Origin of the sequence: Labilibaculum sp. (assembly GCF_041595635.1) — a bacterium.
GTDB lineage: Bacteria > Bacteroidota > Bacteroidia > Bacteroidales > Marinifilaceae > Labilibaculum.
The window spans coordinates 38,273-60,255 of record NZ_JBFHJW010000020.1 but is presented as its reverse complement, the minus strand read 5'-3'; the positions used below and the strand labels follow the sequence as shown (position 1 = coordinate 60,255).

Below are 21,983 nucleotides of genomic sequence, written 5' to 3'. Positions count from 1 at the left end.
CCAAAAAACATGACGGCAATAAAAGTGGATTCCATAAAAAAGGCCATGATTCCTTCAATGGCAAGCGGCGCACCAAATATATCGCCCACGAACCAGGAATAGTTAGACCAATTGGTTCCAAACTCAAATTCGAGAATGATTCCAGTAGCAACTCCAATGGCAAAGTTAATTCCGAAAAGTGTCATCCAAAATTTGGTTGTTTTCTTCCATTCCGGATTGTTAGTTTTCACATAAATAGTTTCCATTATGGCAATGATAAATGCCATACCTAAAGTCAAGGGGACAAAAATCCAGTGATACATAGCAGTTAGAGCAAACTGAGCCCTGGACCAATCCACTAGGGAGAGATCAAAGTTTTCCATCATACTAATGATTTTTAGGGTTAGTTAATTGATCAATCACATAATCGCTTCGTTCCTGATCGTTATCGTATTTTGTGTTTAAAAAATTCGGAAAGAAAAACATTTTTAAAATAAAAAACATAATAAATAATTTTATTACAATAATAAGCCAAACTTGCCGACTCCATTTGCTTTGATTTCGAAAACCTTGCAAATAGAAATCCCAAATATTTCTTGGCATTTTCAGAAGCTTTTGGAAAGTATTACTCATTCTATTAAGAGCTATTTAATTTAAATCCATATCAATTAACCTGATATAAAAAAAGACTAATAGGTCTTTATCTATTTATCAAAATACACTTCAAATGTAAGCTTAATTAGGGAGTCTAGAACGAAAAATTCATAGATAGATTTGATGAGTCAATCAAAAAAATCGATAAACAATTAATTTACAAATAGTTAAAATAAACATTCTCATAAATCATGCTGCTGAAATAACTGATAGTTAAACACATCAATGAATAGAGTTCTACTTTCTCCAATAACCACCTAAAAAATACTTTTCCTATGAAATTAAAGCAAAAACATTACAAACAAATATCCATCACTCTATTATCCAATGCATTGTGTAACATTTTTTATTTTTACACCCTAGTGATCCCTATCGTTTAAAACACCTATTCTTCACTTTGCCTCTTTTATACATATAAAAATATTTAATTATATTTGATAAAGTACGCAAACGTATGTATATCATAATAAAACACAAACAAAACACGAATAATATCCTAAATACAAGCAATCAATATTATTATTTAGAATCATTCAAGATTTATTTTTGAGACTTTCTAATAAATTCAGAAAGCTTACTAATACAGAAACTAACCAGATCACATAATGAAAGAAAAAACAACAAATAATAGCCGACGAAAGTTCCTTAAAAGCGTTGGCCTTTCAATTGGTGCTGCCGGTGTTGTAAGTGGATTTTCTCTACTGGGTGCAGCAAAAGCTGCAGCTGAGGAACCCATAGAAACTGTCAATTTACTAACACAAGATGGACAATTGGTTCAGGTTGATAAAAACCAGCTACGCCCAACAGTAACTGAACCTCTTACCGAATTGCAAAAACGAGGACGTGAGGGTATTTCTGGAAAATCTTTCGTGATGGTTATCGACCTTAGCAAGTGCAGGAATGCCCGGAAATGCATGGATGCTTGTCAAAACCATCACCAATTGAGACCAGATCAGCACCATATTAATGTGCTGCAAATGCAAGATGCAGAACATACTGCGCCTTACTTTATGCCAAAACCTTGTCAGCACTGCGACAATCCTCCTTGTACCAAAGTTTGCCCTGTTGATGCAACCTTTAAACGCCAAGATGGAATTGTTCTGATTGACAATGAAAGATGTATTGGCTGTAGATTCTGTATTGCGGCCTGTCCTTATTCAGCTCGTATTTTCCAATGGACAGAACCTAAGGATGCAGAAAAATACAAAGATCTTACCTATAACATAGAAGCCAATGTTCCTCAGAAAAAAGGAACCATTAGCAAGTGTTTGTTCAGCGCAGACAGACTTCGCGAAAACAAACTTCCTTCTTGTGTTTCTTCTTGTCCTAATGGCGTTTACTATTTTGGGGATCAAAACGAAGATGCTGTAACCAACGGTACTACTAATGAAACAGTTCGTTTTTCGCAGTTAATTGAAGAAAATGCAGGTTATACATTAATGCCTGAGTTAGGAACCAAACCACGGGTTTACTATCTGCCTCCTAAAAACAGAGCTTTTGAGTTCAATGGCGACTTGCTGAATGAGGAAAATCTTCATTAGAAATGTTTCATATTTAAAATAACAAAACGATTTATAGCCATCAATAATTTAATCTTATGAATGACTTACCAGAACAAAAGGAAACAACTCTTTCGTTTGAAAAAATCAAAAAAGACATTCTACATCCAATGCAAAACCACAAAGGATTAGAACTTTGGATTGTTTTTTTACTCGCCGTAATGGCTGTATGCGGCTGGGCATACTATACACAATTACGCGATGGCCTTGGAGTAACCGGAATGCGTGATTACGTATCCTGGGGATTGTACATCGCCAACTTTGTGTTTTTTGTAGCCGTGAGCTTGGTTGGAATGTTGATTTCTTCGATACTGGGATTGCTCCGAATCGATTGGATCACGCCCATATCACGAATTGCCGAAATTATAGCTGTAGCTTTTGTAGCGGTGGCTGGTTTGGTCATTATCTTAGACATGGGTCGCCCCGATAGAGTAATCAATGTATTTATTCACGGTCGTTTTCAATCACCAATTCTTTGGGATGTTACCGTAATTACCACCTATCTCACCATTAGCCTATTACTACTCATATTACCGATGATTCCAGATTTGGCCATCTGTAAAAATGAACTCAAGAAGGCTTCTCCCATTCAAAAAAAACTGTACAACATTCTATCCTTTGGTTACATCAATACACCCGCACAACACAGGCATTTACACCGAATGATACGAACTCTTATGGTATTAATTGTTCCAGTTGGTTTGGCCATTCACACGGTAACCTCGTGGTTATTTGCGGCTACCTTACGAAATGGTTGGGATACCACAATTTTCGGCCCTTACTTTGTTGCAGGAGCTTTTGTTGCTGGTTCAGCAGCTTTAATTATTGCTATGTATTTCTTTCGAGTAAACTACAAGTTACAAGATTACATTACCGATATGCAATTCGATTATATGGGAAAATTAATGGTTGCAGTCTGTCTAGTTTATCTGTACTTTAACCTTAATGAATTTTTGGTTCCTGGCTACAAAATGAAAACAGGTGACGACATTCACTTAAAAGAATTATTTATTGGTCATTGGGCTTTCATGTTCTGGGGTTCTCAATTGTTGGGAAATATCATTCCTATCATGCTTTTGGTTACGAAAAAATTCCGTAAGCCTTTACCAATCATGATCATATCTATTTTTATTTTAGCAGGAGCATGGTTCAAAAGATATGTAATTGTAATTCCTACCCTGCTTCACCCTCATTTACCCATTCAAAATGTCCCTGACAATTTTGCACACTACTCCCCTTCTGCAATTGAAATTGCAGTAACTGTTTTAAGTTTTGCTCTTGCCTTGCTTATCATTACCGTTCTGTCGAAAATATTCCCAGTTGTTCCAATTTGTGAAACAGCAGATAACAAAGGAATTAAATACAAAATTGAAGACTAAAAACATACGAACAATGAAAAATGCTATCCAAATAATTGCCAGTCTGTTTCTACTTTTTGCATTCACAACAACAGTTGTAAGTGCTCAAGAATGGTCGGTTCCAGCATCAGCTAAAAAAAAGCAAAACCCTTACGAGGCAAGCACAAAAAATATGAGCTCTGGAAAAAAAGTCTACAATATCAATTGTAAATCGTGCCATGGCGATGCGGGAATGGCCAATATGCTTCCTTTACAGCCTGTTGCGCCAACCGATTTAGGATCCCAGGCTTTTTTAGTACAAAGCGACGGTGAAATTTTTTACAAGATTAACAAAGGACAAGGTTCCATGCCTACCTTCGAGAAAACACTAAGTGACGAAGACAAATGGATGGTGATTAGTTACCTTCGATCCTTTGACAAGAATAAAAAAGTAAGTGAAAAAATTGCAGAAGTAAAAAATCCTGAGGTTAGTGATGTCAAACTTTTATTAGACATTGATAAGGAAAACAAAAAGATTGCAGCTCTTCTTACTGGACTAACAAATAAAGGAGACAGAATTGGCCTGCAAGGAATCGAACTCAGCTTTAAAGTAAAACGAAGCTTTGGTTACTTAGACATTTCAGGTGATGATGCCTACACCAACAAGGATGGAAAAGCAGAAATACAATTCCCTATCGATTTACCTGGCGACCGCGAAGGACATGTGAATCTATTGGTAAAAGTTACCGACGACGCTTTTTATGGTGACATTACCGTAGATCGAGTTGCAACTCTCGGCCTTCCTACTGATCCCGTAAATCCGCTTGATGAAAGAGCAATGTGGGGAACTCGTGCAAATGCGCCCATATGGATTGTTTTAAGTTATGTAGGTGGAGTAATCAGTATTTGGGGAGTAATCTTTTTGGTACTATTTCAACTAATACAATTACCTAAACTCGCAAAAAACAAAGAATAATGTCTACTTGGAATCAGGCTCTTTCTTCTTTTTTGATGGACCTCCTAATTTATACAATAGGTATCCCATTGCCACTAAAAAATGAAGAGCTGTAATTCCAGCTATAATATAGATAAGAGTTAAATCGGATTTCATATCGAATAATTTAAGACTGAAAGGTCGGCAATATGGTAAAAATACAACAAGAAACAAAAAATCACATTTGTGTGCACTGTGGCGATGATTGTGGCGCACATCCTGTAATGTGGGATGGCAAGCCCTTTTGTTGCAATGGTTGTTCTACCGTATACCAAATTTTGCACGAGAACGAACTTTGTACCTACTACAACTTTGAATCCAACCCAGGAATCAAGATCGAAGAAGGAAAATACAGAGAAAAATTTGCCTTTTTAGACGACAGTGAAATTTCGGAACAACTTTATGAATTCTCGGAAGGAAATATCCGTAAAGTGAACTTTTACATTCCTGGTATTCACTGTAGTTCGTGCATTTGGCTTTTGGAGCATTTGAATGTTTTGAACCAAGGAGTGATTAAATCCATTGTAAATTTTGTTAAAAAAGAAGTTTCCATCACTTTTAATTCCAATGAGATTAGTATTCGTCAACTGGCCGAACTGCTTTCTTCGATTCATTACATTCCTGAAATCACCTTAGACAAACTTCAGAAAAAACAGAACGAAGAAGTGAATAAAAAACTCCTTTATAAAATAGGAATTGCCGGTTTCTGCTTCGGAAATATCATGCTTCTGAGCTTGCCCGAATATGTACCTGGCCACGAATACCTCGAAACGCATTTCAAGGAATTTTTTGGCATGATGAATTTCATATTGGTATTGCCTGTATTCCTATACAGCGGCAGTGATTATTTAAAATCAGCCCTAAAAGCCCTAAAACACAGATTCATTAACATTGACGTTCCCATTTCGCTGGGTATTCTCATGCTTTTTGTTCAAAGTAGCATCGAAATTTTTACCGCAAGTGGTTCTGGATATATGGATTCTCTTACCGGATTAATCTTTTTCCTTTTGATTGGTAAATGGTACCAAAGCAGAACCTATCAGGCTCTTTCGTTCGAACGAGATTACCGTTCCTACTTTCCAGTTGCGGTGAGTAAAATGGAAAAGGGAATTGAAATAAGTACCCCCATTGAAAAACTACAGAAAGGTGATATTATATTAATCCGAAATCAGGAATTAATTCCTGCCGACAGCATTTTAACTAAAGGAGAAGCACAAATTGATTACAGCTTTGTAACGGGAGAATCGAAACCTGTCTTTAAAGAAAGTGGTGATCATATTTTTGCAGGAGGAAAACAAATGGGCGCTGCCATTGAATTAACCATCGATAAAGATGTGATTCAAAGTCGACTGACACAACTATGGAACCAATTTGATGATGGTGTATCTTCCTCCACAAAACTAAACACTCTAATCGATAAAATCAGCAAATATTTTACAATAGTAATTATTGCCGTTGCCATGTTTGCCGGTATCTATTGGCTCATAAACGATTCCACAAAAGCTCTGTTCGCCTTTACCTCGGTTCTAATCGTTGCCTGCCCTTGTGCCTTGGCTCTTTCGGTTCCTTTTGCACTGGGAAACAGCATGCGCTTAATGGGTCGTTTAGGCATTTATCTGAAAAGTTCCGAGGTAATCGAAAAATTGAATTCAATCACCACAATTGTATTTGATAAAACAGGAACCATAACTCAAGCCGATCAGGTAAAAGTCAATTTTATAGGAAAAAGCTTATCTGATGATGACAGAATAGCCATTAAATCCTTAACCAGACATTCTACTCATGTTTTGAGTTCAACTTTATACGAATACTTTAAAAACATCATCCCCCAAACGGTTGTGGATTACAAAGAATTACCTTCCATGGGAATTTCCGGAATTGTGAACGGTCGAAAAATAAAACTAGGTTCCTCAAAATTTATACACGATGGAACAACCGAAACAAGTTCGCTAAGCACAGAAATTTACCTTTCGGTAGATGGAAAAATAAAAGGCCATTTTACCTTAAGCAACCAATATCGATTGGGCTTAACGAAATTAATTTCCAGTCTGGCACCTAAATTCGATTTACACATTCTTTCTGGAGATAACGATTCTGAAATGGAAAATCTGAAAAAAATATTTCCTTCTCAATCTGCTATTCGATTTAATCAATCGCCCAATGATAAGTTGCTATACATTCAGAATTTAAAGCACCAAGACAAACATGTTTTAATGATTGGCGATGGCTTAAATGATGCTGGAGCCTTAAAATCGAGCGATGTTGGCATTTCCATTGCAGATGATATTTACCATTTTTCACCTGCCTGCGATGCCATTTTAGAAGCTTCGAAATTTCAACAATTGCAACACTTTCTAAAAATATCAAGAAAAAGCATTCTCATTGTAAAACTAAGTTTTGTGCTCTCTTTTATTTACAATTTGGTGGGTTTGTATTTTGCTGTTCAAGGGGTTTTATCGCCTATTGTTGCAGCCTTACTAATGCCAATAAGTTCCATTTCGGTAGTCGCATTTGCCACTTTTACAACCAATTACATTGCCAAACCGAAAGAGAATAAAAATAAATCAATTGAGAAGTCTAAAAACAACAGCAGGCATTCGCTTGCTGATGTAAAAAAATCGGTTCAACTAAACTAAAGATAATGAGTGTATTGTTCGTTTTAATCGGTGTAAGCATGCTTGTAGCAGGAGGTTTCCTTATGGCATTCCTTTGGGCTGTAAAAAAAGGACAATATGATGATTCCTATTCGCCATCGGTTCGGATTCTGTTCGACGATCAGGAAGAAGAGGAAGAAAAAAAGGAAAAAAAAGAAGAACAAGAAAAAAAAGAAACAACTAAGAAGAACCATAAATCTTAATTTAATGGAAACACAACATTTTTCGTACGATAACAAAATCGTGAAATTTTTCGCCTACGCTACCATTCTTTGGGGTGTCGTTGGAATGCTGGTAGGGCTTTTGGCTGCGCTACAATTGGCATTTCCAATTTTTAATTTTAAGCTGGCATATACTACTTTTGGCCGAATCCGTCCCATTCATACCAACGCGGTTATTTTCGCCTTTGTAGGAAACGGTATTTTTACCGCAGTATACTATTCACTTCAGCGTTTGTTAAAAGCCAGAATGTATAGCGATAAATTGAGCTGGATCCATTTTTGGGGTTGGCAGGCCATTATTGTATCTGCTGCAGTAACCTTTATGTTAGGATTTACAACCAGTAAAGAATATGCTGAACTAGAATGGCCTATTGATATCGTACTCACTATTATTTGGGTGGTTTTTGGTTGGAACATGTTCGGTACCATTCTAAAACGAAGGGCTGATCACTTATATGTTGCCATCTGGTTCTATATCGCAACTTTTGTAACCGTTGCCGTGCTCCATATCGGTAACTCCTTAGCCTTGCCATACAGTTGGATTCAATCTTATCCGGTTTATGCAGGTGTTCAGGATGCCTTGGTGCAATGGTGGTACGGACACAATGCTGTTGCATTTTTCTTAACCACTCCCTATTTGGGATTGATGTACTACTTTTTACCAAAAGCAGCCAATCGTCCAGTTTATTCGTATCGATTATCAATCATTCACTTTTGGGCACTTATTTTTCTTTATATCTGGGCTGGTCCTCATCACCTACTTTATACTTCTTTACCCGATTGGGCACAATCTTTAGGGGTTGCTTTCTCAATTATGCTTCTTGCTCCTTCTTGGGGAGGAATGTTTAATGGTTTACTAACGCTTCGTGGTGCATGGGATAAAGTCCGCGACAGTGCTACGCTTAAATTTATGGTGGTTGCAGTAACCTGCTATGGAATGTCTACTTTCGAAGGTCCAATGATGTCGCTGAAATGGGTGAATTCTTTAACACATTATACCGACTGGACCATTGCTCACGTTCACATTGGGGCCTTGGGATGGAATGGATTTCTAACCTTTGGAATGCTTTACTACTTATTCCCAAAAATGTGGAATACAAAATTGTATTCCGAAAAACTGGCCAATACTCACTTCTGGATGGGAACATTAGGAATGATATTTTATGCTTTGCCATTGTATTGGGGAGCAATAGTTCAAACTTTAATGTGGAAAGAATTTACTCCTGATGGATTATTGGCTTACCCGAACTTTCTGGAAACTATTACCCAGATTTTGCCTATGTATCACGCAAGAGTTTTTGGCGGATTGCTTTATTTTACCGGATTATTCCTGATGGTTTATAACCTATTGAAAACAGCTGCCGCAGGTAAATGTGTCGATAATGAAGAAACCTCAGCTCCGGCAATTGTAACCAATACAAAACGTGGTAAAAGTGAAGGTTTACACCGTTGGTTGGAACGCAAGCCAGTTCAGTTCATGGTATTGGCAACCATCGCTATTTTAATTGGAGGTGCTTTCGAAATTGTTCCTACTTACCTCATCAAATCAAACATACCAACTATTGAAAGTGTGAAACCTTATACTCCACTTGAATTACAAGGTAGAGATATTTACATCCGCGAAGGTTGTAATACTTGCCACTCTCAAATGGTACGTCCTTTCCGCTCGGAAACAGAACGATATGGGGAATATTCAAAAGCTGGAGAATCGGTTTATGATCATCCACACTTGTGGGGATCGAAACGTACCGGACCTGATTTAGCTCGCGAAGGTGTTCCAGGAGGAAAAATGTACAAAACGAATGTTTGGCATTACAACCACATGCTTGATCCGCAAAAAATGAATGCTCAGTCCATCATGCCAGCTTATCCATGGTTAATAAAAGATAAATTGGATATTTCATCGACTCCAGCAAAAATTCGAGCCATGCAAACTTTGGGTGTTCCATATCCAGAAAACTACGATCAAATAGCCAACGAAGATCTGAAGAAACAAGCTGAAGAAATTGCTGCTGATTTGAAAAATTCAGGTGTAGAGGTCGCAAATGATAAGGAAATTCTTGCTGTAATTGCATACTTGCAACGTTTAGGAAAAGATATTTCCGTACAAAAATAGAGATAGATCATAGCTGTGAATAATGAGAAATCACATTCATTATATTGCTTTCTCATATTTCACAGCTAAAAATGAATAGATATGAAAATAGTTAGTCATTATTTACAAGGAATTGCTGATGTTGGTTTTTTTCCAAGCATTTCGCTCCTGATATTCTTCCTATTTTTTGTAGGAATGATTTGGTGGACTTTCAAGAAAAGTAACAAAGAATTCTTTACTGAAATGGAAAGTTATGCTTTAGACGAGGATACTAAGAAATCCTCTTCGGAGAGCCTAGAATAAAAAATGCCCCTAAATTGAGACACAATGGAAAAGAAAGATAAATTCTTAGAAGAAAACAAACACTTAATTAGCGATCATGATTACGATGGTATACAGGAGTTGAACAATCCTATGCCAACCTGGTGGCGATATTTATTTTATGCAAGCATTATTTTTGCAGCTGTTTACATGTTTCGTTACCATGTTTTTGGCGACGATCTGCAAATTGACGAATACAATAAGGAAATGGCCTTGGCAGAAGCGAACAAGCCCAAAGCAGCCTTTGATGAAAATGCACTTGTCTTAATGACTGATGCCAGCAATTTAGACGCAGGAAAAGCCATCTACGATAAAAACTGTGTTGCTTGCCATGGAACTCTTGGCGAAGGAAATGCAATTGGTCCTAACCTAACCGATAAGTATTGGTTGAATGGAGGTAGTCTTCAGGATGTCTATCACATTATTAAAGTAGGAAAACCAATGAAAGGCATGTTGGCCTGGCAAAATCAATTATCGCCAGAACAAATGTTGCAAGTATCAAGCTACACCATGAGTTTGCAGGGAACAAATCCCGCCAATGCTAAAGAAGCACAAGGTGAACTAATCGAATAAAATTAAAAATGGCTCCCACAAACCCCTACAATGGTTATCGCGATCAACTAGCTACCCTAAAAGAAACAGGAAAACGCAGATGGATTTATGCACAAAAACCCAAAGGGAAACTGTATAACTATCGCCAACTTGTTAGCTACAGTTTACTTTTTCTTCTTTTTGCATTGCCTTTTGTAAAGCTACATGGCGAGCCTTTTTTGTTGTTCAATATTCTGGAACGTAAATTCATTTTATTTGGCGTTCACTTTTGGCCTCAGGATTTTCATCTCTTCCTGTATTCCATGATTACCCTATTTGTATTTGTAGTGCTATTTACTGTTAGCTATGGAAGAATTTGGTGCGGATGGACCTGTCCTCAAACTGTTTTTTTGGAATTTATTTTTCGAAAAATAGAATACCTCATCGAAGGCAATCCTGCGGAACAGCGAAAATTGGATGCTCAATCGATGAATTTGACAAAGTTCTGGAAAAAAATGCTAAAGTTGAGTCTGTTCTATGCTATCTGCTTTCTCATAACCAATACCTTTTTATCCTATATTATTGGGGTTGATAAAGTCCTTAAAATTGCAAGCGAACCTATCTCACAGCACCAAACAGGTTTCATTATTGCTCTTTTGTTTTCGGGTGTAATGTTTTTTGTGTTCGCTAAATTGCGCGAACAGGTGTGTGCAATGATATGCCCATACGGCAGATTGCAAGGAGTCCTTTTGGATTCTAACTCGATAGTGGTAGCCTACGATTACAAACGTGGCGAAGAAAGAGCTCCTTTAGAGGCAGGTGAAGACCGAAAATCTGATGGAAAGGGCGATTGTATCGATTGTTATCAATGTGTTGATGTTTGCCCGACTGGGATTGACGTTCGGGACGGAACCCAATTGGAATGTATCAACTGCACCGCCTGTATTGATGAGTGCAATTCGGTAATGAGTTGGCTAGGGAAACCCAAAGGCTTAATTCGTTTCGATTCAGAAAAAAATATCGCCGAAGGTAAACAGCAAAAATGGCCTGCACGAAAAATCGCTTATACTGTAGTTCTCTCTATTTTGTTAGGAGTTGTTGCTGTATTATTTGCCTCGAGAAGCGATTTAGAAGCTATTATTCTTCGTACTCCTGGTCTGCTTTATCAGCCACAGAATAACAATGCTATTAGCAATATGTATAACTTTAAGGTGGTGAACAAAACAACAAAAGACGTTCCCATTCATTTTAAAATTATGAATCATGAAGGTGAAATTAAAATGATTGGAGAGGAAGCTAAGGCTCATGCAAGCTCCATAAAAGAAGGTGTGTTTTTTGCCATTTTACCAAAGCAGGAAATCAGTAGCGATAACATCCCAATTACCATTGGCGTATATGCAGAAGAGCGATTAATAGAAGAAATTGACTTGACATTTGTTGGACCGAATTAAGAAGAAAATTGAGATATGAAAAAATTAAGCTGGGGAACAAAACTAGCAATTGGGGCTTCGATATATGTCATCGGAATTCTGATTTTTGTAGGATTTAGTACAACACAAAAAATCAATTTGGTTTCGAAAGATTATTACCCCAAAGAGGTGGAATACCAAACACAAATTGATAAAATAAAGAATGCAAAAGAATTACCCGAATCAATTGTCATTACTCAGGAGCATGGAAAAATCAAATTTCAATTCCCCTCTGGTATGCACCACGATATAACAGGCGAAATTATTTTTTACCGTCCGGCTGATTATGAATCTGATATTAAAACAGCAATTTTGATTGACGAAAACGGTGTGCAGGAATTAGATAGCGAACAACTTTTACAAGGAATGTATACCATTAAAATTGAATGGAAACATGCTGGTGTAGGATACTATAAAGAAGAAGCAATTTACCTGAATAAGTAACGATTTACCTAGTAAACACTAAGATCAATTCAAAGAACCTAAATGTAAAAACAACAAAGTAAACTTTATTACAAAAAAATATAGTAAAACCTAGTGCACTAAAATAAAAGCCTTTGCGCACCATGAAGTTTAATAAACAAACAAAATGATCTATTTATCAGCATTAACATTAGGCCTATTGGGCAGTTTTCATTGTGTAGGTATGTGTGGCCCTATTGCTTTGGCCATTCCATTAAAAACCAATTCCTGGTTAACCAGAATTACGGGTGGCCTTATTTACAATATTGGTCGCGCCCTAACATATGCGGCAATGGGAGCCGTTTTTGGGCTACTAGGCCGAGGTTTAGTAATGAGTGGTTTTCAACAATGGGTATCGGTAATTATGGGGGCAGTCATGATTCTATCGGTAATCACTCCTTCGATTTACAAAAATCGCTTTAATGCAGAAAAAGGAGTATTTTCATTCGTAGGAAAAGTAAAGCTCTCTTTGGGAAAATTATTCACTCAGCGCAGTTATGGCTCTCTTTTTTTTATTGGCCTACTAAATGGTTTGCTGCCTTGCGGGTTGGTTTACATGGCCATTGCTGCAGCCATTGCTACAGGTTCGGCGTCTGGCGGAAGTCTGTTTATGTTTTTATTTGGTTTAGGTACTCTTCCTATGATGTTGGCCATTTCCCTCATCGGAAATATAATAACCCTTGAATTGAGAAAGAAAGTAACCAAATTGATTCCGTACGCAATTGTATTTATTGGGGTATTATTTGTCCTTCGTGGTTTAAGCTTGGGAATTCCTTTTTTAAGTCCACCCGAAAAAGCAATGACCGTGCCGGTAGAACAAATTGATGCAAGCGAAGCTAAACCAGATTGCTGTCATTAAACTACACAACAAAAAAATATCTCTTTCAACTAAATAAAAGAACTGAGGCTATTTGTAACAAAATACAAAGTTTCAGCTCTTTTCTGATTCCAAAGGAATGGTAAAATAAAATAAAGATCCTTTCCCAACTTCACTCTCAACCCATATTTCACCACCATGTTTCTCAGTAAATTCCTTGCATAAAATCAAACCTAATCCTGTTCCTTTTTCGTCTGCCGTTCCTCCTGTTGATCGATTTTGACTCAAAATGATCCAATGTTTCCGATGCAATTCCAACACCATTATCACAAACAGATATAAGTACAAATGTTGCCTCAGTTTCTGCATTAATAGTTACAATACCATTTTGAGGAGTAAACTTAATCGCATTGGAAACAAGATTCCTACTTTAGGACAGTGCATATTGTACTCTATTTAGAAGAAATGGCTTATGCAACAAAACTAAAAATATTTCGCTTGGTTCTTTTCAGACTTCGCTACTTTATCTAAAGAATATCAGAAAAAGTCCTTTTACCTACAGAAAAATAGTTCTCCCGATTTGTGCCTTTACAGCATGAAATATTTTTTAGCACTTCACACTATCCTCATTTTTAGTCACCAAAATCTATTTTACATTTTTTTTGTTTTCAATCAGGATATCTTGTAAATTAAAGCAAGTCAAAATTTAACTTTAAGATATTCGAACACTATGAAAAAAATTCTGAACAATTTGTTGACATTTTTCGACACTCGAGATGATGATAACTTTTACTATGTACGAATTGAACGCAACGACAAATGCTACTGCAATAGTGGTAAAAAATACAAAAGCTGCCACTATCCAGAACATCAAAAGAAAAGCAAAGTAGCAGTCAAAAAAATTAATGAAACTAGTGGTGAAGAAACAATAAAAGTTATGAGAATTAAAACCCTTAGAAAAGAGCATTTCAGGGTAAAATCGCATTTTCACTAAAGTATATTTAATAGGAAAATGGAATAGCAAATCCAGCTATTCCATCCTAAAACAAATCGAACTTATCGTTTTACGGCTTCAACCTCCTCTATAGAAATTTGACCATAATCATTCCCCCATGAATTTAAAATATAATTAAAAACCAGAACCAATTCCTTATCGGTTAAACCAGAGGAAGGCATCAAACTATTATACTTCTCTCCATTAACTTTAATGGGTTTATTACTTCCAAATTTTACCATTCTTATGGCTTCATTGGTATTCTCTTTTAAATAATCAGAATTTGCCAAGGGAGGATAAAATTTTGCAATTCCTTCTCCCTTTTGCATATGACAATTCATACATTTAGCTCGGTATAGTTCTCCTCCCTTTTCAATATTTACAGCTGACATTTCAATTCTGTCAACAGATTTCTTTTCAGCTTTTTTCTCCGATCCATTGCATGCAAGCAAGAAAAACACAAAGACCAAAAATAGTAGATTCAATTTATTCATATTTATTATTCTTTTTTAGATCTAGTAAAAATAACAAAGTCAGCGCGAATAATCCAAATTATTCAGGTGACTAAATAGCTAAGTGCCGCAAAAAAAGCCAATTAACCATAAGTTTTCATCAAATATTTTTATATATTTATAAAGATCAGAGTAATGATTATCACATAATTGCCCCATTTCTCTCCTTAACCCTAAAACTATGGAGGATTATTTATGAAACTAAAATTAATCGTAGGTCTTTTGCTCTTTTTTAATGCTTCATGTATAGTTAGCCAAGGTGTAAAAGATTTATATTTCGACTTAGAAGTTGGCGTTATAGAACAACTTGATGACACTATTCCACAAAATATCCAACTCACCAGTGAATCGGGCGAGTTAGTTTTCTTAAAAGACCAAATTGACAAACCAACAGCAATAGTATTTGTTTACTTCCGTTGTCCGGGGATTTGCAGTCCACTAATGGATGGTTTGGCCGATGTAATTGAAAAAAGCGATTTAGAAATTGCCAAAGATTACCAAGTTATTACCATCAGTTTCGATCCCAGTGAAACAATCGATTTGGCCATCAAGAAAAAGAACAATTATAAATCACTGATCAAAAATAAAAATACTCAGGAAGGATGGAAATTTTACACTGGTGATAGTCTAAACATTGCTATTGCAACCCAAGCATTGGGCTTTAGATACAAAAAAGTAGGAAATGACTTTACACATGCTGCTACGGTAATTGTAACCAGTCCTGAGGGGAAAATCACCCGTTATTTGAATGGAACTTACTTTTTACCCTTTGAATTTAAACTTGCTATAATGGAAGCTTCTAAAGGACAAACAGGACCAACCATTAACAAAATACTTCAATATTGTTACTCCTACGATCCAGTAGGACAAGCCTATGTATTAAATGTAACGAAGGTTACCGGAACCATCATATTAAGCATGGGACTAATCGTATTCCTGTTGTTAATTTTTAAGAAACCCAGAAAGAAACCACAATCATAACACTACTATATATGTCTGATACCATAATGCAAAATCAGGAACCAAATTACCTTGAATATCAGGGACGATACAAAGGAATTTATGCTTGGATTTTCTCGACAGATCATAAGAGAATTGGCTTGTTGTATTTATATAGTATGCTGGTGCTTTTTAGTGTTGCTGCTATTCTGGGCCTGCTTATGAAAGTAGAATTAATTGCCCCTGGGAAAACAATTATGGATGCCCAAACTTACAACAGCTTTTTTACCCTTCACGGGATTACCATGATATTTTTAATTGTGGTACCAGGACTTCCAGCTGTGTTTGGAAATTTCTTTCTGCCTTTAATGATTGGAGCTAAAGATGTAGCATTTCCTAAGCTAAACCTTTTATCCTGGTGGATTTATATTTTGGGAGCTGCTGTTGCTCTTTCGGCTCAGTTTTTTGGTGATGGTCCTCCTGATACCGGATGGACTTTTTATGCTCCCTACAGTTTTAGAACCGGCACAAATATGCTTCCTGCAGTAACTGGAGCATTTATTCTAGGTTTCTCTTCCATTGCCACTGGTATCAACTTTATAGTAACTATGCACCGTATGAGAGCTCCGGGAATGAGCTGGATGAAAATGCCATTGTTCCCATGGGCTTTATACGGCACCAGCTGGATTCAAGTATTGGCCACCCCAATTGTTGGTGTAACTCTTTTAATGATTGTATTGGAACGTACCATGCAAATCGGATTTTTCGACCCTGCCTTGGGTGGCGATCCTATTTTGTATCAGCATTTATTTTGGATTTACTCCCACCCCGCTGTATATATCATGATTTTACCAGCAATGGGTGTTATTTCTGAAATCATACCCACATTCGCACGAAAAACCATCTTTGGTTACAAGGCTATTGTGATATCTACTCTAGCAATTGCATTTGTAGGTTACTTTGTGTGGGGACATCACATGTTTACCTCAGGAATGAGTGGCACTGCTTTGTATACTTTCTCCATTCTAACCTTTCTGGTTGCCATTCCCAGCGCCATTAAAATATTCAATTGGGTAGCAACTCTGCACAAAGCTTCCATTGATATTCAAACCCCATTTTTATGGGCATTGTGTTTTCTTTTCGTTTTCATGATAGGAGGTTTATCTGGAATGGTACTTGGTGCTTTATCGGCCAATGTTCATTTGCACGATACTGCTTTTGTTGTAGCTCACTTTCACTTTATTGTTTTTGGTGGAACTGGATATGCCTTTTTTGGGGCTTTGCATTATTGGTATCCTAAAATGTTCGGTAGAATGTACGACAAGGGTTGGGCAAATATCGGTCTGGCGGTATTCTTCACAGGCTTCAACACCCTTTATCTTCCAATGTTTTATTTGGGTATGATAGGAATGCCACGTAGGTATTACGACTATGTTGAAGTATTTCACGGACCAAATATTGTATCCTCATTTGGTGCTATGCTAATGATTGCTGGTTTAATTATCATTATCACCAATTTAGTTCGATCGGCTCGCAAAGGTATTCCTGCCGAAGCTGATCCCTGGAAAGGAAAAACATTGGAATGGACCATTGCCAGCCCACCAACACTTGAAAATTTTGAGCAAATTCCAGTAGTAACTAAACAGCCTTACGACTATGAATAATCACGCTAATATTGACGAACACCGAGACGATGAAGGTGCAAAAACAGGCATGTGGATATTCATTTTCACTGAACTGCTCCTTTTTGGAGGACTGTTTATTGTCTATTCTGTTTATCGATACTTGAATCCGGCAGCCTTTCATTTAGCGGCCGAAGAGCTAGATCCCTTTATTGGAACTGTGAATACAGTAATCCTATTAGTTAGTAGTATGACTATAGCTATGTCGATTAGTGCCATTCAATACAAAAACAAAAAATTCACCTTGCTACTAATGGGTATTACTATTTTTTTAGCCATTGTATTCATGGTGAACAAATACATTGAATGGAGTGGAAAAATCTCACATGGAATATATCCAGGAAGTCCATCACTGATGGAAACCAGTCAGGGAGAAATTCTATTTTTTGGATTGTATTACGCAATGACAGGATTACACGCATTGCACATTATTATTGGAGTGGCATTTATTGCCTACGTAATGCGGCTAGTTAGTAAGAACGAAGTTCAACACGACAATTTTATCATCCTCGAAAACAGTGGCTTGTATTGGCACTTGGTCGATCTTATTTGGATTTTCCTTTTCCCACTATTTTACCTAATCACTTAATTATACCGTTATGGAAAAAGAACAACATACTCACATTGTAAAATACAAAACTTATGTAATTGTATTAATTGCTTTGCTTTTTATGACCTTTGCTTCTGTAGCGATAACCAGTATCAATTTAGGTCCATACACAGTTTCTGCAGCTTTACTATTAGCAGGCATCAAGTCCGTTTTAGTATTGCTGATTTTTATGCACTTAAAATTTGATAAAAAATTCTACGCCCTTATGGTGGCCGCCGTTTTCATCCTCCTTGCCAGCGTTATTTTTATTACATTCTTAGACTACTTATACCGATAGCTTATGACTTTTAATAAAATACCCGATGCTTCTAATTTTGTGAAAGGTGTAGATACCTCTTTCGAGGTGATATTGGGAATCATATTCTTTTTCCTCATCGCCATCACAGTGACTATGATTTACTTTGTTTTTCGATATCGTAAAGAAAAAAATCCAAAAGCAACCCAAATTCACGGAAGTGTTACTTTGGAAATTTTATGGACTGTTATACCAACACTCCTGGTAATGGTTATGTTTTATTATGGTTGGATGGGTTACAAACCTATGAAAGAAGTGCCAGATGATGCCTTTGAGATTAAAAGTATTGGCCGAATGTGGAATTGGCAATTCGAATATGAGAATGGAAAAAAAACAGACACCCTATATGTTCCTTTGGATCGCGCTGTAAAATTGGATTTAATTGCCCTAGATGTTCTACATAGTTTGTACATCCCTTCCTTTCGATTGAAACAAGATTTGGTTCCTGGAAAAGAACAAATGATGTGGTTCATTCCAGGACGAGAAGGTGAATATGATTTGTTCTGCACAGAATATTGCGGACTACAACACTCTTCCATGCAAACTTCGGTAATTGTAATGCCCCAAGATAAATTCGATGCCTGGTATGTTGATACCACAAAAACTGTGACTCTTATTTCCGACCGACCAGGTGCTTTAGGCTTACGAATCGTTCAGAAAAATGGCTGTTTAGCCTGTCACTCTTTAGATGGTTCGAAATTGGTTGGTCCAACTTGGAAAGGCTTGTATGGCAAAACCGAAATCGTAAGCAATAAAGGACAAAAACGTGAACAAATAGTAGATAGTACCTACGTGATTAACTCCATTTACAATCCGAACGATGATATAGTAGAAGGTTATAGCAAAGGCTTGATGCTTTCCTACAGAAATGAACTAACCGAAGAAGATATCGGTGAAATAATTGAATTCATGAAAACCATAAGTGAGTAAAAATAGGTAATAAAAATGGCATGAACTTATCCTCTAAAATAAGCACCCTCTTTGAGTTGGGAAAAATTAAAATCGCTATTCCAATAGCAATTTCCTGCTTCACAGGCTATTTACTGCATTCTCCTGAATTCTCATGGAATTTGGGATTTGTGGTGTTTGGAATTCTGTTGATTGTAGCCGGAGCTTCTGCCCTAAATCATATTCAGGAGTATAAAAAGGATGCTTTGATGAATCGAACCAAGTTTCGTCCTATTCCCTCAGGAAAAATAAGCATATCCGAAGCAGTAAAATGGAGCGTATTTTTCTTGCTTTTAGGCTGTGGTCTTCTCGCTTGGGGCGGAAATACTACCAGTCTTTGGATTGCCATATTTTCAATCTTTTGGTACAATTTGGTGTACACGCCTTTAAAACAAGTATCGGCATTTGCTGTGGTTCCTGGTGCATTAAGTGGTGCATTTCCTCCACTTATTGGCTATGTGGCTGCAGGTGGTCATTTTCTTGATTTGCCAATTTTAGCCCTTTCTTTTTTCTTCTTTATTGGTCAAATACCGCACTTTTGGTTACTACTCCTGCTCTATGGCGACGAATACAAAAAAGGTGGTTTTAAAGTACTAACAGATGTATTTAGCGTTAAACAAATTCACAACATTACATTAATATGGATGTTGGCAACAATAATGGTTGCTCTTCTGCTTCCTGTATTTGATGTGTTCTCCTCAAAAATTCTGATCTGGTCTTTACTGGCGATGTCATTATGGATTATTCCTAATAGTTTTATCCTTTTAAAAAATTACGACAGAATAACTATTCGAAAATTATTTTTGCGATTGAATCTCTATTTCCTGATAGTCATGATCATGATTAGTATCGATAGACTTTATTTTTAGAAAAAATACTTTACTGCTAACATAGAATTTAAGCCAATAAACATTCAACTAAACATTATTAAAATGAAAAAAATTATTATCGTATTATTCGTAACAGCTTTCTTCGTTTCTTGCCAGTCGAACACCAAAAAGACTAAGAACGATTCCAAAGCAGAAACAACACAAATTGTTGATTATGAAAACATAGAACTGAGTGTAACAGGGATGACCTGCACAGGTTGTGAAAACACCATAAAAAATGCTTTAAAACAAATTGATGGGGTTGCAGAAATAGAAGCTTCTCACACCAGTGGCAAAGTAACAATTAAGGTAGAAAAAGATAAAGTTAGCAGTGAAGAAATTGCTCAACAAATTGAAAGCATTGGCTATCATGTTGACAAGTAAAATAGGATACTGCCAAGCAACATTACAAAAAACATCTTTTTTCCCAAAGATGTTTTTTCCTTGTTATGAACAAAACGGTAGCATATTGAGACTATGTTTACAGACAAATTCGAGATGTTAAAATTCAAGCACTAATTGAAGGACATTGTAGATAATTATTTTCGTATTTAATTATGATTTAAGATATATTGACTGTAATGATAAAACAAGACTATAAAATATGAAAACTAATTTTAAAGATATTAAGCCCTATTTGATAGAGTTTACAATAGTTACAGCAGGAGTTTTGGTAGCATTATTTTTAAGCAATTATAAAGAAAACAATCAAACACGGAAATATTACATTACTTCAATTGAAACTATAAATAATGAAATCGAAACAAACTATAAAGACTTAAAAGGAACCATTGAGGGACATATGAACTTGTTAGATACAATTAAAAAATATAGGACAAATCATATAACAATACGTGAACTGATTATTAATAAAGGAAGGTGGGCTAAGTAAGTACAATGTTGAGCAATACCAAATTTGAATTTTATAAAAAAAATCAACTTAATTCAATAGATTTTGAGATAGTGTCCGAACTGATTAGAATAGAAAACACCATAAATCTTATTGATACGAAAATGCAGAAACTTATGGATTTTTTGTATCCAAATCTTTTTGTTGATTCTGAAGAAAGTAAAAAATTGGTTGTTGCCCAATTAAGTAATTTATTGAATAGTGAGTCTCAACTAATGCAACAGTACGAGAATTTTATTGGTAAGTATATTGAAAAAGAGAAAAATAAAAGCTACACACAATCGAGTAGGCAGCCGCTAGGTCATTAGCCTAGCGGAGAACCTCTCACACCGTACGTACGGGTCTCGTATACGGCGGTTCGTTAAGTTATGGGAAATAATATATCACGTCTAACAGGCGTGATTTGTTTGTAAATCGATATGTAGCCACGTTTCTTCAAACGATCAAGGGTAATAGTCGTTCCTAGAATTGGATTCTGAGTAAGCTCAGCATCAAGCTAACGAGTTCATTCGTAAAATACCTTCATCATAATCGCTCGCCCTACTATTGCCCTTGTAAATCAACTTTTATATACTCAATAATTTTCCATCTGTCGGATTGTTTCACCTGAGCTCCATGAGCACCCATTACACCAAAACCAACCGTTATTACGTGAAAAATTTCACCGCGTGGAGTGGCTTTCATCACATCAGTAACCAAACTTTTGGGAGGAAATGGATATTTTCCACTTGTAAATAAAAAGCCCAGTCCATCACCCAGTTCTCCGTGGCAATTTATACAGTAGATTCCAAAAAGTTCTTTTCCTCTCTGAACATCGCTAAGACTCATTGCCGTGTTATTCACAATATTTTCACCAGCCCAAAGTCTTTCTTCAGGAGTTTTTTCGAAATGATAGGGAATCATCTCGCGAGGAATTGTTCCCTCGGCCGGTAGGCGTAAACTCAAACCATCTTCAAAGTTTGGATTCTCGGAATAAGGTTCAAAGGCACGCGATTCTGCCATATCTGGAAAATAAGAATAGCCTGGATGATTTCGATTTTTATCGCATGATGTGAACAACACTACAACTACCAATAAAGTACTACAATATGAAATGATTTTTTGCATAACAATTTCTTTTTTTGGTAATAA

Annotated in this window: 28 protein-coding genes; 21 read left to right on the top strand and 7 right to left on the bottom strand. The window is 36.5% G+C overall.

Annotated features, from left to right (window positions below; all coding sequences use genetic code 11):
- Both ABYT26_RS08090 and ABYT26_RS08085 read right to left on the bottom strand, forming a co-directional pair.
- The coding region (locus ABYT26_RS08090) for a cytochrome ubiquinol oxidase subunit I (RefSeq protein WP_372752692.1) at positions 1–365 on the bottom strand (365 nt) is incomplete at its 3' end.
- A 1-nt stretch (position 366) separates the two neighbouring features.
- The gene (locus ABYT26_RS08085) at positions 367–582 is read right to left on the bottom strand and encodes a DUF4492 domain-containing protein (RefSeq protein ID WP_372752690.1); all 216 of its coding nucleotides are present in this window, start codon (positions 580–582) and stop codon (positions 367–369) included.
- Between the two features lie 656 nt (positions 583–1,238).
- On the opposite strand from ABYT26_RS08085, the gene ABYT26_RS08080 reads away from it, so the two are divergent.
- Genes ABYT26_RS08080 through ABYT26_RS08070 form a run of 3 tightly spaced genes read left to right on the top strand, consistent with a single transcriptional unit; the run spans position 1,239 to position 4,505 of the window.
- Positions 1,239–2,174: a 4Fe-4S dicluster domain-containing protein gene (locus tag ABYT26_RS08080; protein ID WP_372752688.1), complete on the top strand. Its 936-nt coding sequence runs from the start codon at positions 1,239–1,241 to the stop codon at positions 2,172–2,174.
- Between the two features lie 56 nt (positions 2,175–2,230).
- A complete protein-coding gene (gene nrfD / locus ABYT26_RS08075) occupies positions 2,231–3,571 on the top strand; it encodes an NrfD/PsrC family molybdoenzyme membrane anchor subunit (protein ID WP_372752686.1) in 1,341 nt (446 codons plus the stop codon).
- Between the two features lie 13 nt (positions 3,572–3,584).
- The gene (locus ABYT26_RS08070; RefSeq protein ID WP_372752684.1) at positions 3,585–4,505 is read left to right on the top strand and encodes a cytochrome c; all 921 of its coding nucleotides are present in this window, start codon (positions 3,585–3,587) and stop codon (positions 4,503–4,505) included.
- A gap of 3 nt (positions 4,506–4,508) precedes the next feature.
- On the opposite strand, the gene ABYT26_RS08065 is transcribed toward ABYT26_RS08070, so the two are convergent.
- Entirely contained in the window at positions 4,509–4,640 is a 132-nt protein-coding gene (locus ABYT26_RS08065) for a hypothetical protein (protein ID WP_372752682.1), read from the bottom strand.
- 32 nt (positions 4,641–4,672) lie between these two features.
- Here ABYT26_RS08065 and ABYT26_RS08060 point away from each other — a divergent pair, with 32 nt between their 5' ends.
- The 8 genes from ABYT26_RS08060 (at position 4,673) to ABYT26_RS08025 (ending at position 13,135) form a co-directional block, all read left to right on the top strand.
- Positions 4,673–7,159 carry a heavy metal translocating P-type ATPase gene (locus tag ABYT26_RS08060; protein WP_372752680.1) on the top strand — a complete coding sequence of 829 codons (2,487 nt, stop codon included), beginning with the start codon at positions 4,673–4,675 and terminating at the stop codon, positions 7,157–7,159.
- 5 nt (positions 7,160–7,164) lie between these two features.
- On the top strand, positions 7,165–7,380 hold the full coding sequence (ccoS, locus tag ABYT26_RS08055; RefSeq protein ID WP_372752678.1) for a cbb3-type cytochrome oxidase assembly protein CcoS: 216 nt from the start codon (positions 7,165–7,167) through the stop codon (positions 7,378–7,380).
- Between the two features lie 4 nt (positions 7,381–7,384).
- Positions 7,385–9,514: a cytochrome-c oxidase, cbb3-type subunit I gene (gene ccoN / locus ABYT26_RS08050; RefSeq protein WP_372752676.1), complete on the top strand. Its 2,130-nt coding sequence runs from the start codon at positions 7,385–7,387 to the stop codon at positions 9,512–9,514.
- 81 nt (positions 9,515–9,595) lie between these two features.
- Positions 9,596–9,796 carry a cbb3-type cytochrome oxidase subunit 3 gene (locus ABYT26_RS08045; RefSeq protein ID WP_372752674.1) on the top strand — a complete coding sequence of 67 codons (201 nt, stop codon included), beginning with the start codon at positions 9,596–9,598 and terminating at the stop codon, positions 9,794–9,796.
- 24 nt (positions 9,797–9,820) lie between these two features.
- Positions 9,821–10,387 carry a cbb3-type cytochrome c oxidase N-terminal domain-containing protein gene (locus tag ABYT26_RS08040; protein ID WP_372752672.1) on the top strand — a complete coding sequence of 189 codons (567 nt, stop codon included), beginning with the start codon at positions 9,821–9,823 and terminating at the stop codon, positions 10,385–10,387.
- Positions 10,388–10,395: 8 nt separating this feature from the next.
- Entirely contained in the window at positions 10,396–11,796 is a 1,401-nt protein-coding gene (ccoG, locus tag ABYT26_RS08035) for a cytochrome c oxidase accessory protein CcoG (RefSeq protein WP_372752670.1), read from the top strand.
- A gap of 15 nt (positions 11,797–11,811) precedes the next feature.
- Complete coding sequence (locus ABYT26_RS08030; protein WP_372752668.1) at positions 11,812–12,258, top strand: FixH family protein; 447 nt, start codon at positions 11,812–11,814, stop codon at positions 12,256–12,258.
- A 145-nt stretch (positions 12,259–12,403) separates the two neighbouring features.
- Positions 12,404–13,135, top strand: coding sequence for a sulfite exporter TauE/SafE family protein (locus ABYT26_RS08025; RefSeq protein WP_372752666.1), 732 nt, complete (start codon positions 12,404–12,406; stop codon positions 13,133–13,135).
- A 72-nt stretch (positions 13,136–13,207) separates the two neighbouring features.
- On the opposite strand, the gene ABYT26_RS08020 is transcribed toward ABYT26_RS08025, so the two are convergent.
- Positions 13,208–13,381, bottom strand: coding sequence for an ATP-binding protein (locus tag ABYT26_RS08020; RefSeq protein WP_372752696.1), 174 nt, complete (start codon positions 13,379–13,381; stop codon positions 13,208–13,210).
- Entirely contained in the window at positions 13,299–13,475 is a 177-nt protein-coding gene (locus ABYT26_RS08015; RefSeq protein WP_372752694.1) for a hypothetical protein, read from the bottom strand. The genes ABYT26_RS08020 and ABYT26_RS08015 overlap by 83 nt, the downstream gene beginning before the upstream one ends.
- Positions 13,476–13,823: 348 nt before the next feature.
- On the opposite strand from ABYT26_RS08015, the gene ABYT26_RS08010 reads away from it, so the two are divergent.
- The gene (locus ABYT26_RS08010) at positions 13,824–14,087 is read left to right on the top strand and encodes an SEC-C metal-binding domain-containing protein (protein ID WP_372752664.1); all 264 of its coding nucleotides are present in this window, start codon (positions 13,824–13,826) and stop codon (positions 14,085–14,087) included.
- A gap of 62 nt (positions 14,088–14,149) precedes the next feature.
- Here the strand turns inward: ABYT26_RS08010 and ABYT26_RS08005 are convergent, their stop codons facing one another.
- Positions 14,150–14,581, bottom strand: coding sequence for a cytochrome c (locus tag ABYT26_RS08005; RefSeq protein WP_372752662.1), 432 nt, complete (start codon positions 14,579–14,581; stop codon positions 14,150–14,152).
- 213 nt (positions 14,582–14,794) lie between these two features.
- Between ABYT26_RS08005 and ABYT26_RS08000 the strand changes: the two genes are divergently transcribed.
- From ABYT26_RS08000 to ABYT26_RS07960, 9 genes are all read left to right on the top strand, one after another.
- Positions 14,795–15,580 carry an SCO family protein gene (locus ABYT26_RS08000; RefSeq protein WP_372752660.1) on the top strand — a complete coding sequence of 262 codons (786 nt, stop codon included), beginning with the start codon at positions 14,795–14,797 and terminating at the stop codon, positions 15,578–15,580.
- A gap of 11 nt (positions 15,581–15,591) precedes the next feature.
- Positions 15,592–17,202, top strand: a complete 1,611-nt coding sequence (locus ABYT26_RS07995; protein ID WP_372752658.1) for a cbb3-type cytochrome c oxidase subunit I — start codon at positions 15,592–15,594, stop codon at positions 17,200–17,202.
- Positions 17,195–17,809 (top strand): cytochrome c oxidase subunit 3 family protein, encoded by a 615-nt coding sequence (locus ABYT26_RS07990; RefSeq protein ID WP_372752656.1) that lies wholly within the window; start codon positions 17,195–17,197, stop codon positions 17,807–17,809. Before ABYT26_RS07995 ends, ABYT26_RS07990 begins: the two co-directional genes overlap by 8 nt.
- Before the next feature lie 10 nt (positions 17,810–17,819).
- Entirely contained in the window at positions 17,820–18,107 is a 288-nt protein-coding gene (locus tag ABYT26_RS07985) for a cytochrome C oxidase subunit IV family protein (protein ID WP_372752654.1), read from the top strand.
- 3 nt (positions 18,108–18,110) lie between these two features.
- The gene (gene coxB, locus ABYT26_RS07980) at positions 18,111–19,055 is read left to right on the top strand and encodes a cytochrome c oxidase subunit II (RefSeq protein WP_372752652.1); all 945 of its coding nucleotides are present in this window, start codon (positions 18,111–18,113) and stop codon (positions 19,053–19,055) included.
- 20 nt (positions 19,056–19,075) lie between these two features.
- Positions 19,076–19,942, top strand: coding sequence for a protoheme IX farnesyltransferase (locus ABYT26_RS07975; protein WP_372752650.1), 867 nt, complete (start codon positions 19,076–19,078; stop codon positions 19,940–19,942).
- A gap of 63 nt (positions 19,943–20,005) precedes the next feature.
- Positions 20,006–20,326 carry a cation transporter gene (locus ABYT26_RS07970; protein WP_372752648.1) on the top strand — a complete coding sequence of 107 codons (321 nt, stop codon included), beginning with the start codon at positions 20,006–20,008 and terminating at the stop codon, positions 20,324–20,326.
- A 220-nt stretch (positions 20,327–20,546) separates the two neighbouring features.
- On the top strand, positions 20,547–20,834 hold the full coding sequence (locus tag ABYT26_RS07965; RefSeq protein WP_372752646.1) for a hypothetical protein: 288 nt from the start codon (positions 20,547–20,549) through the stop codon (positions 20,832–20,834).
- A 71-nt stretch (positions 20,835–20,905) separates the two neighbouring features.
- Positions 20,906–21,160 carry a hypothetical protein gene (locus ABYT26_RS07960; protein WP_372752644.1) on the top strand — a complete coding sequence of 85 codons (255 nt, stop codon included), beginning with the start codon at positions 20,906–20,908 and terminating at the stop codon, positions 21,158–21,160.
- A gap of 235 nt (positions 21,161–21,395) precedes the next feature.
- On the opposite strand, the gene ABYT26_RS07955 is transcribed toward ABYT26_RS07960, so the two are convergent.
- Positions 21,396–21,959 (bottom strand): cytochrome c, encoded by a 564-nt coding sequence (locus tag ABYT26_RS07955; protein ID WP_372752642.1) that lies wholly within the window; start codon positions 21,957–21,959, stop codon positions 21,396–21,398.
- Between the last annotated feature and the right edge of the window lie 24 nt (positions 21,960–21,983).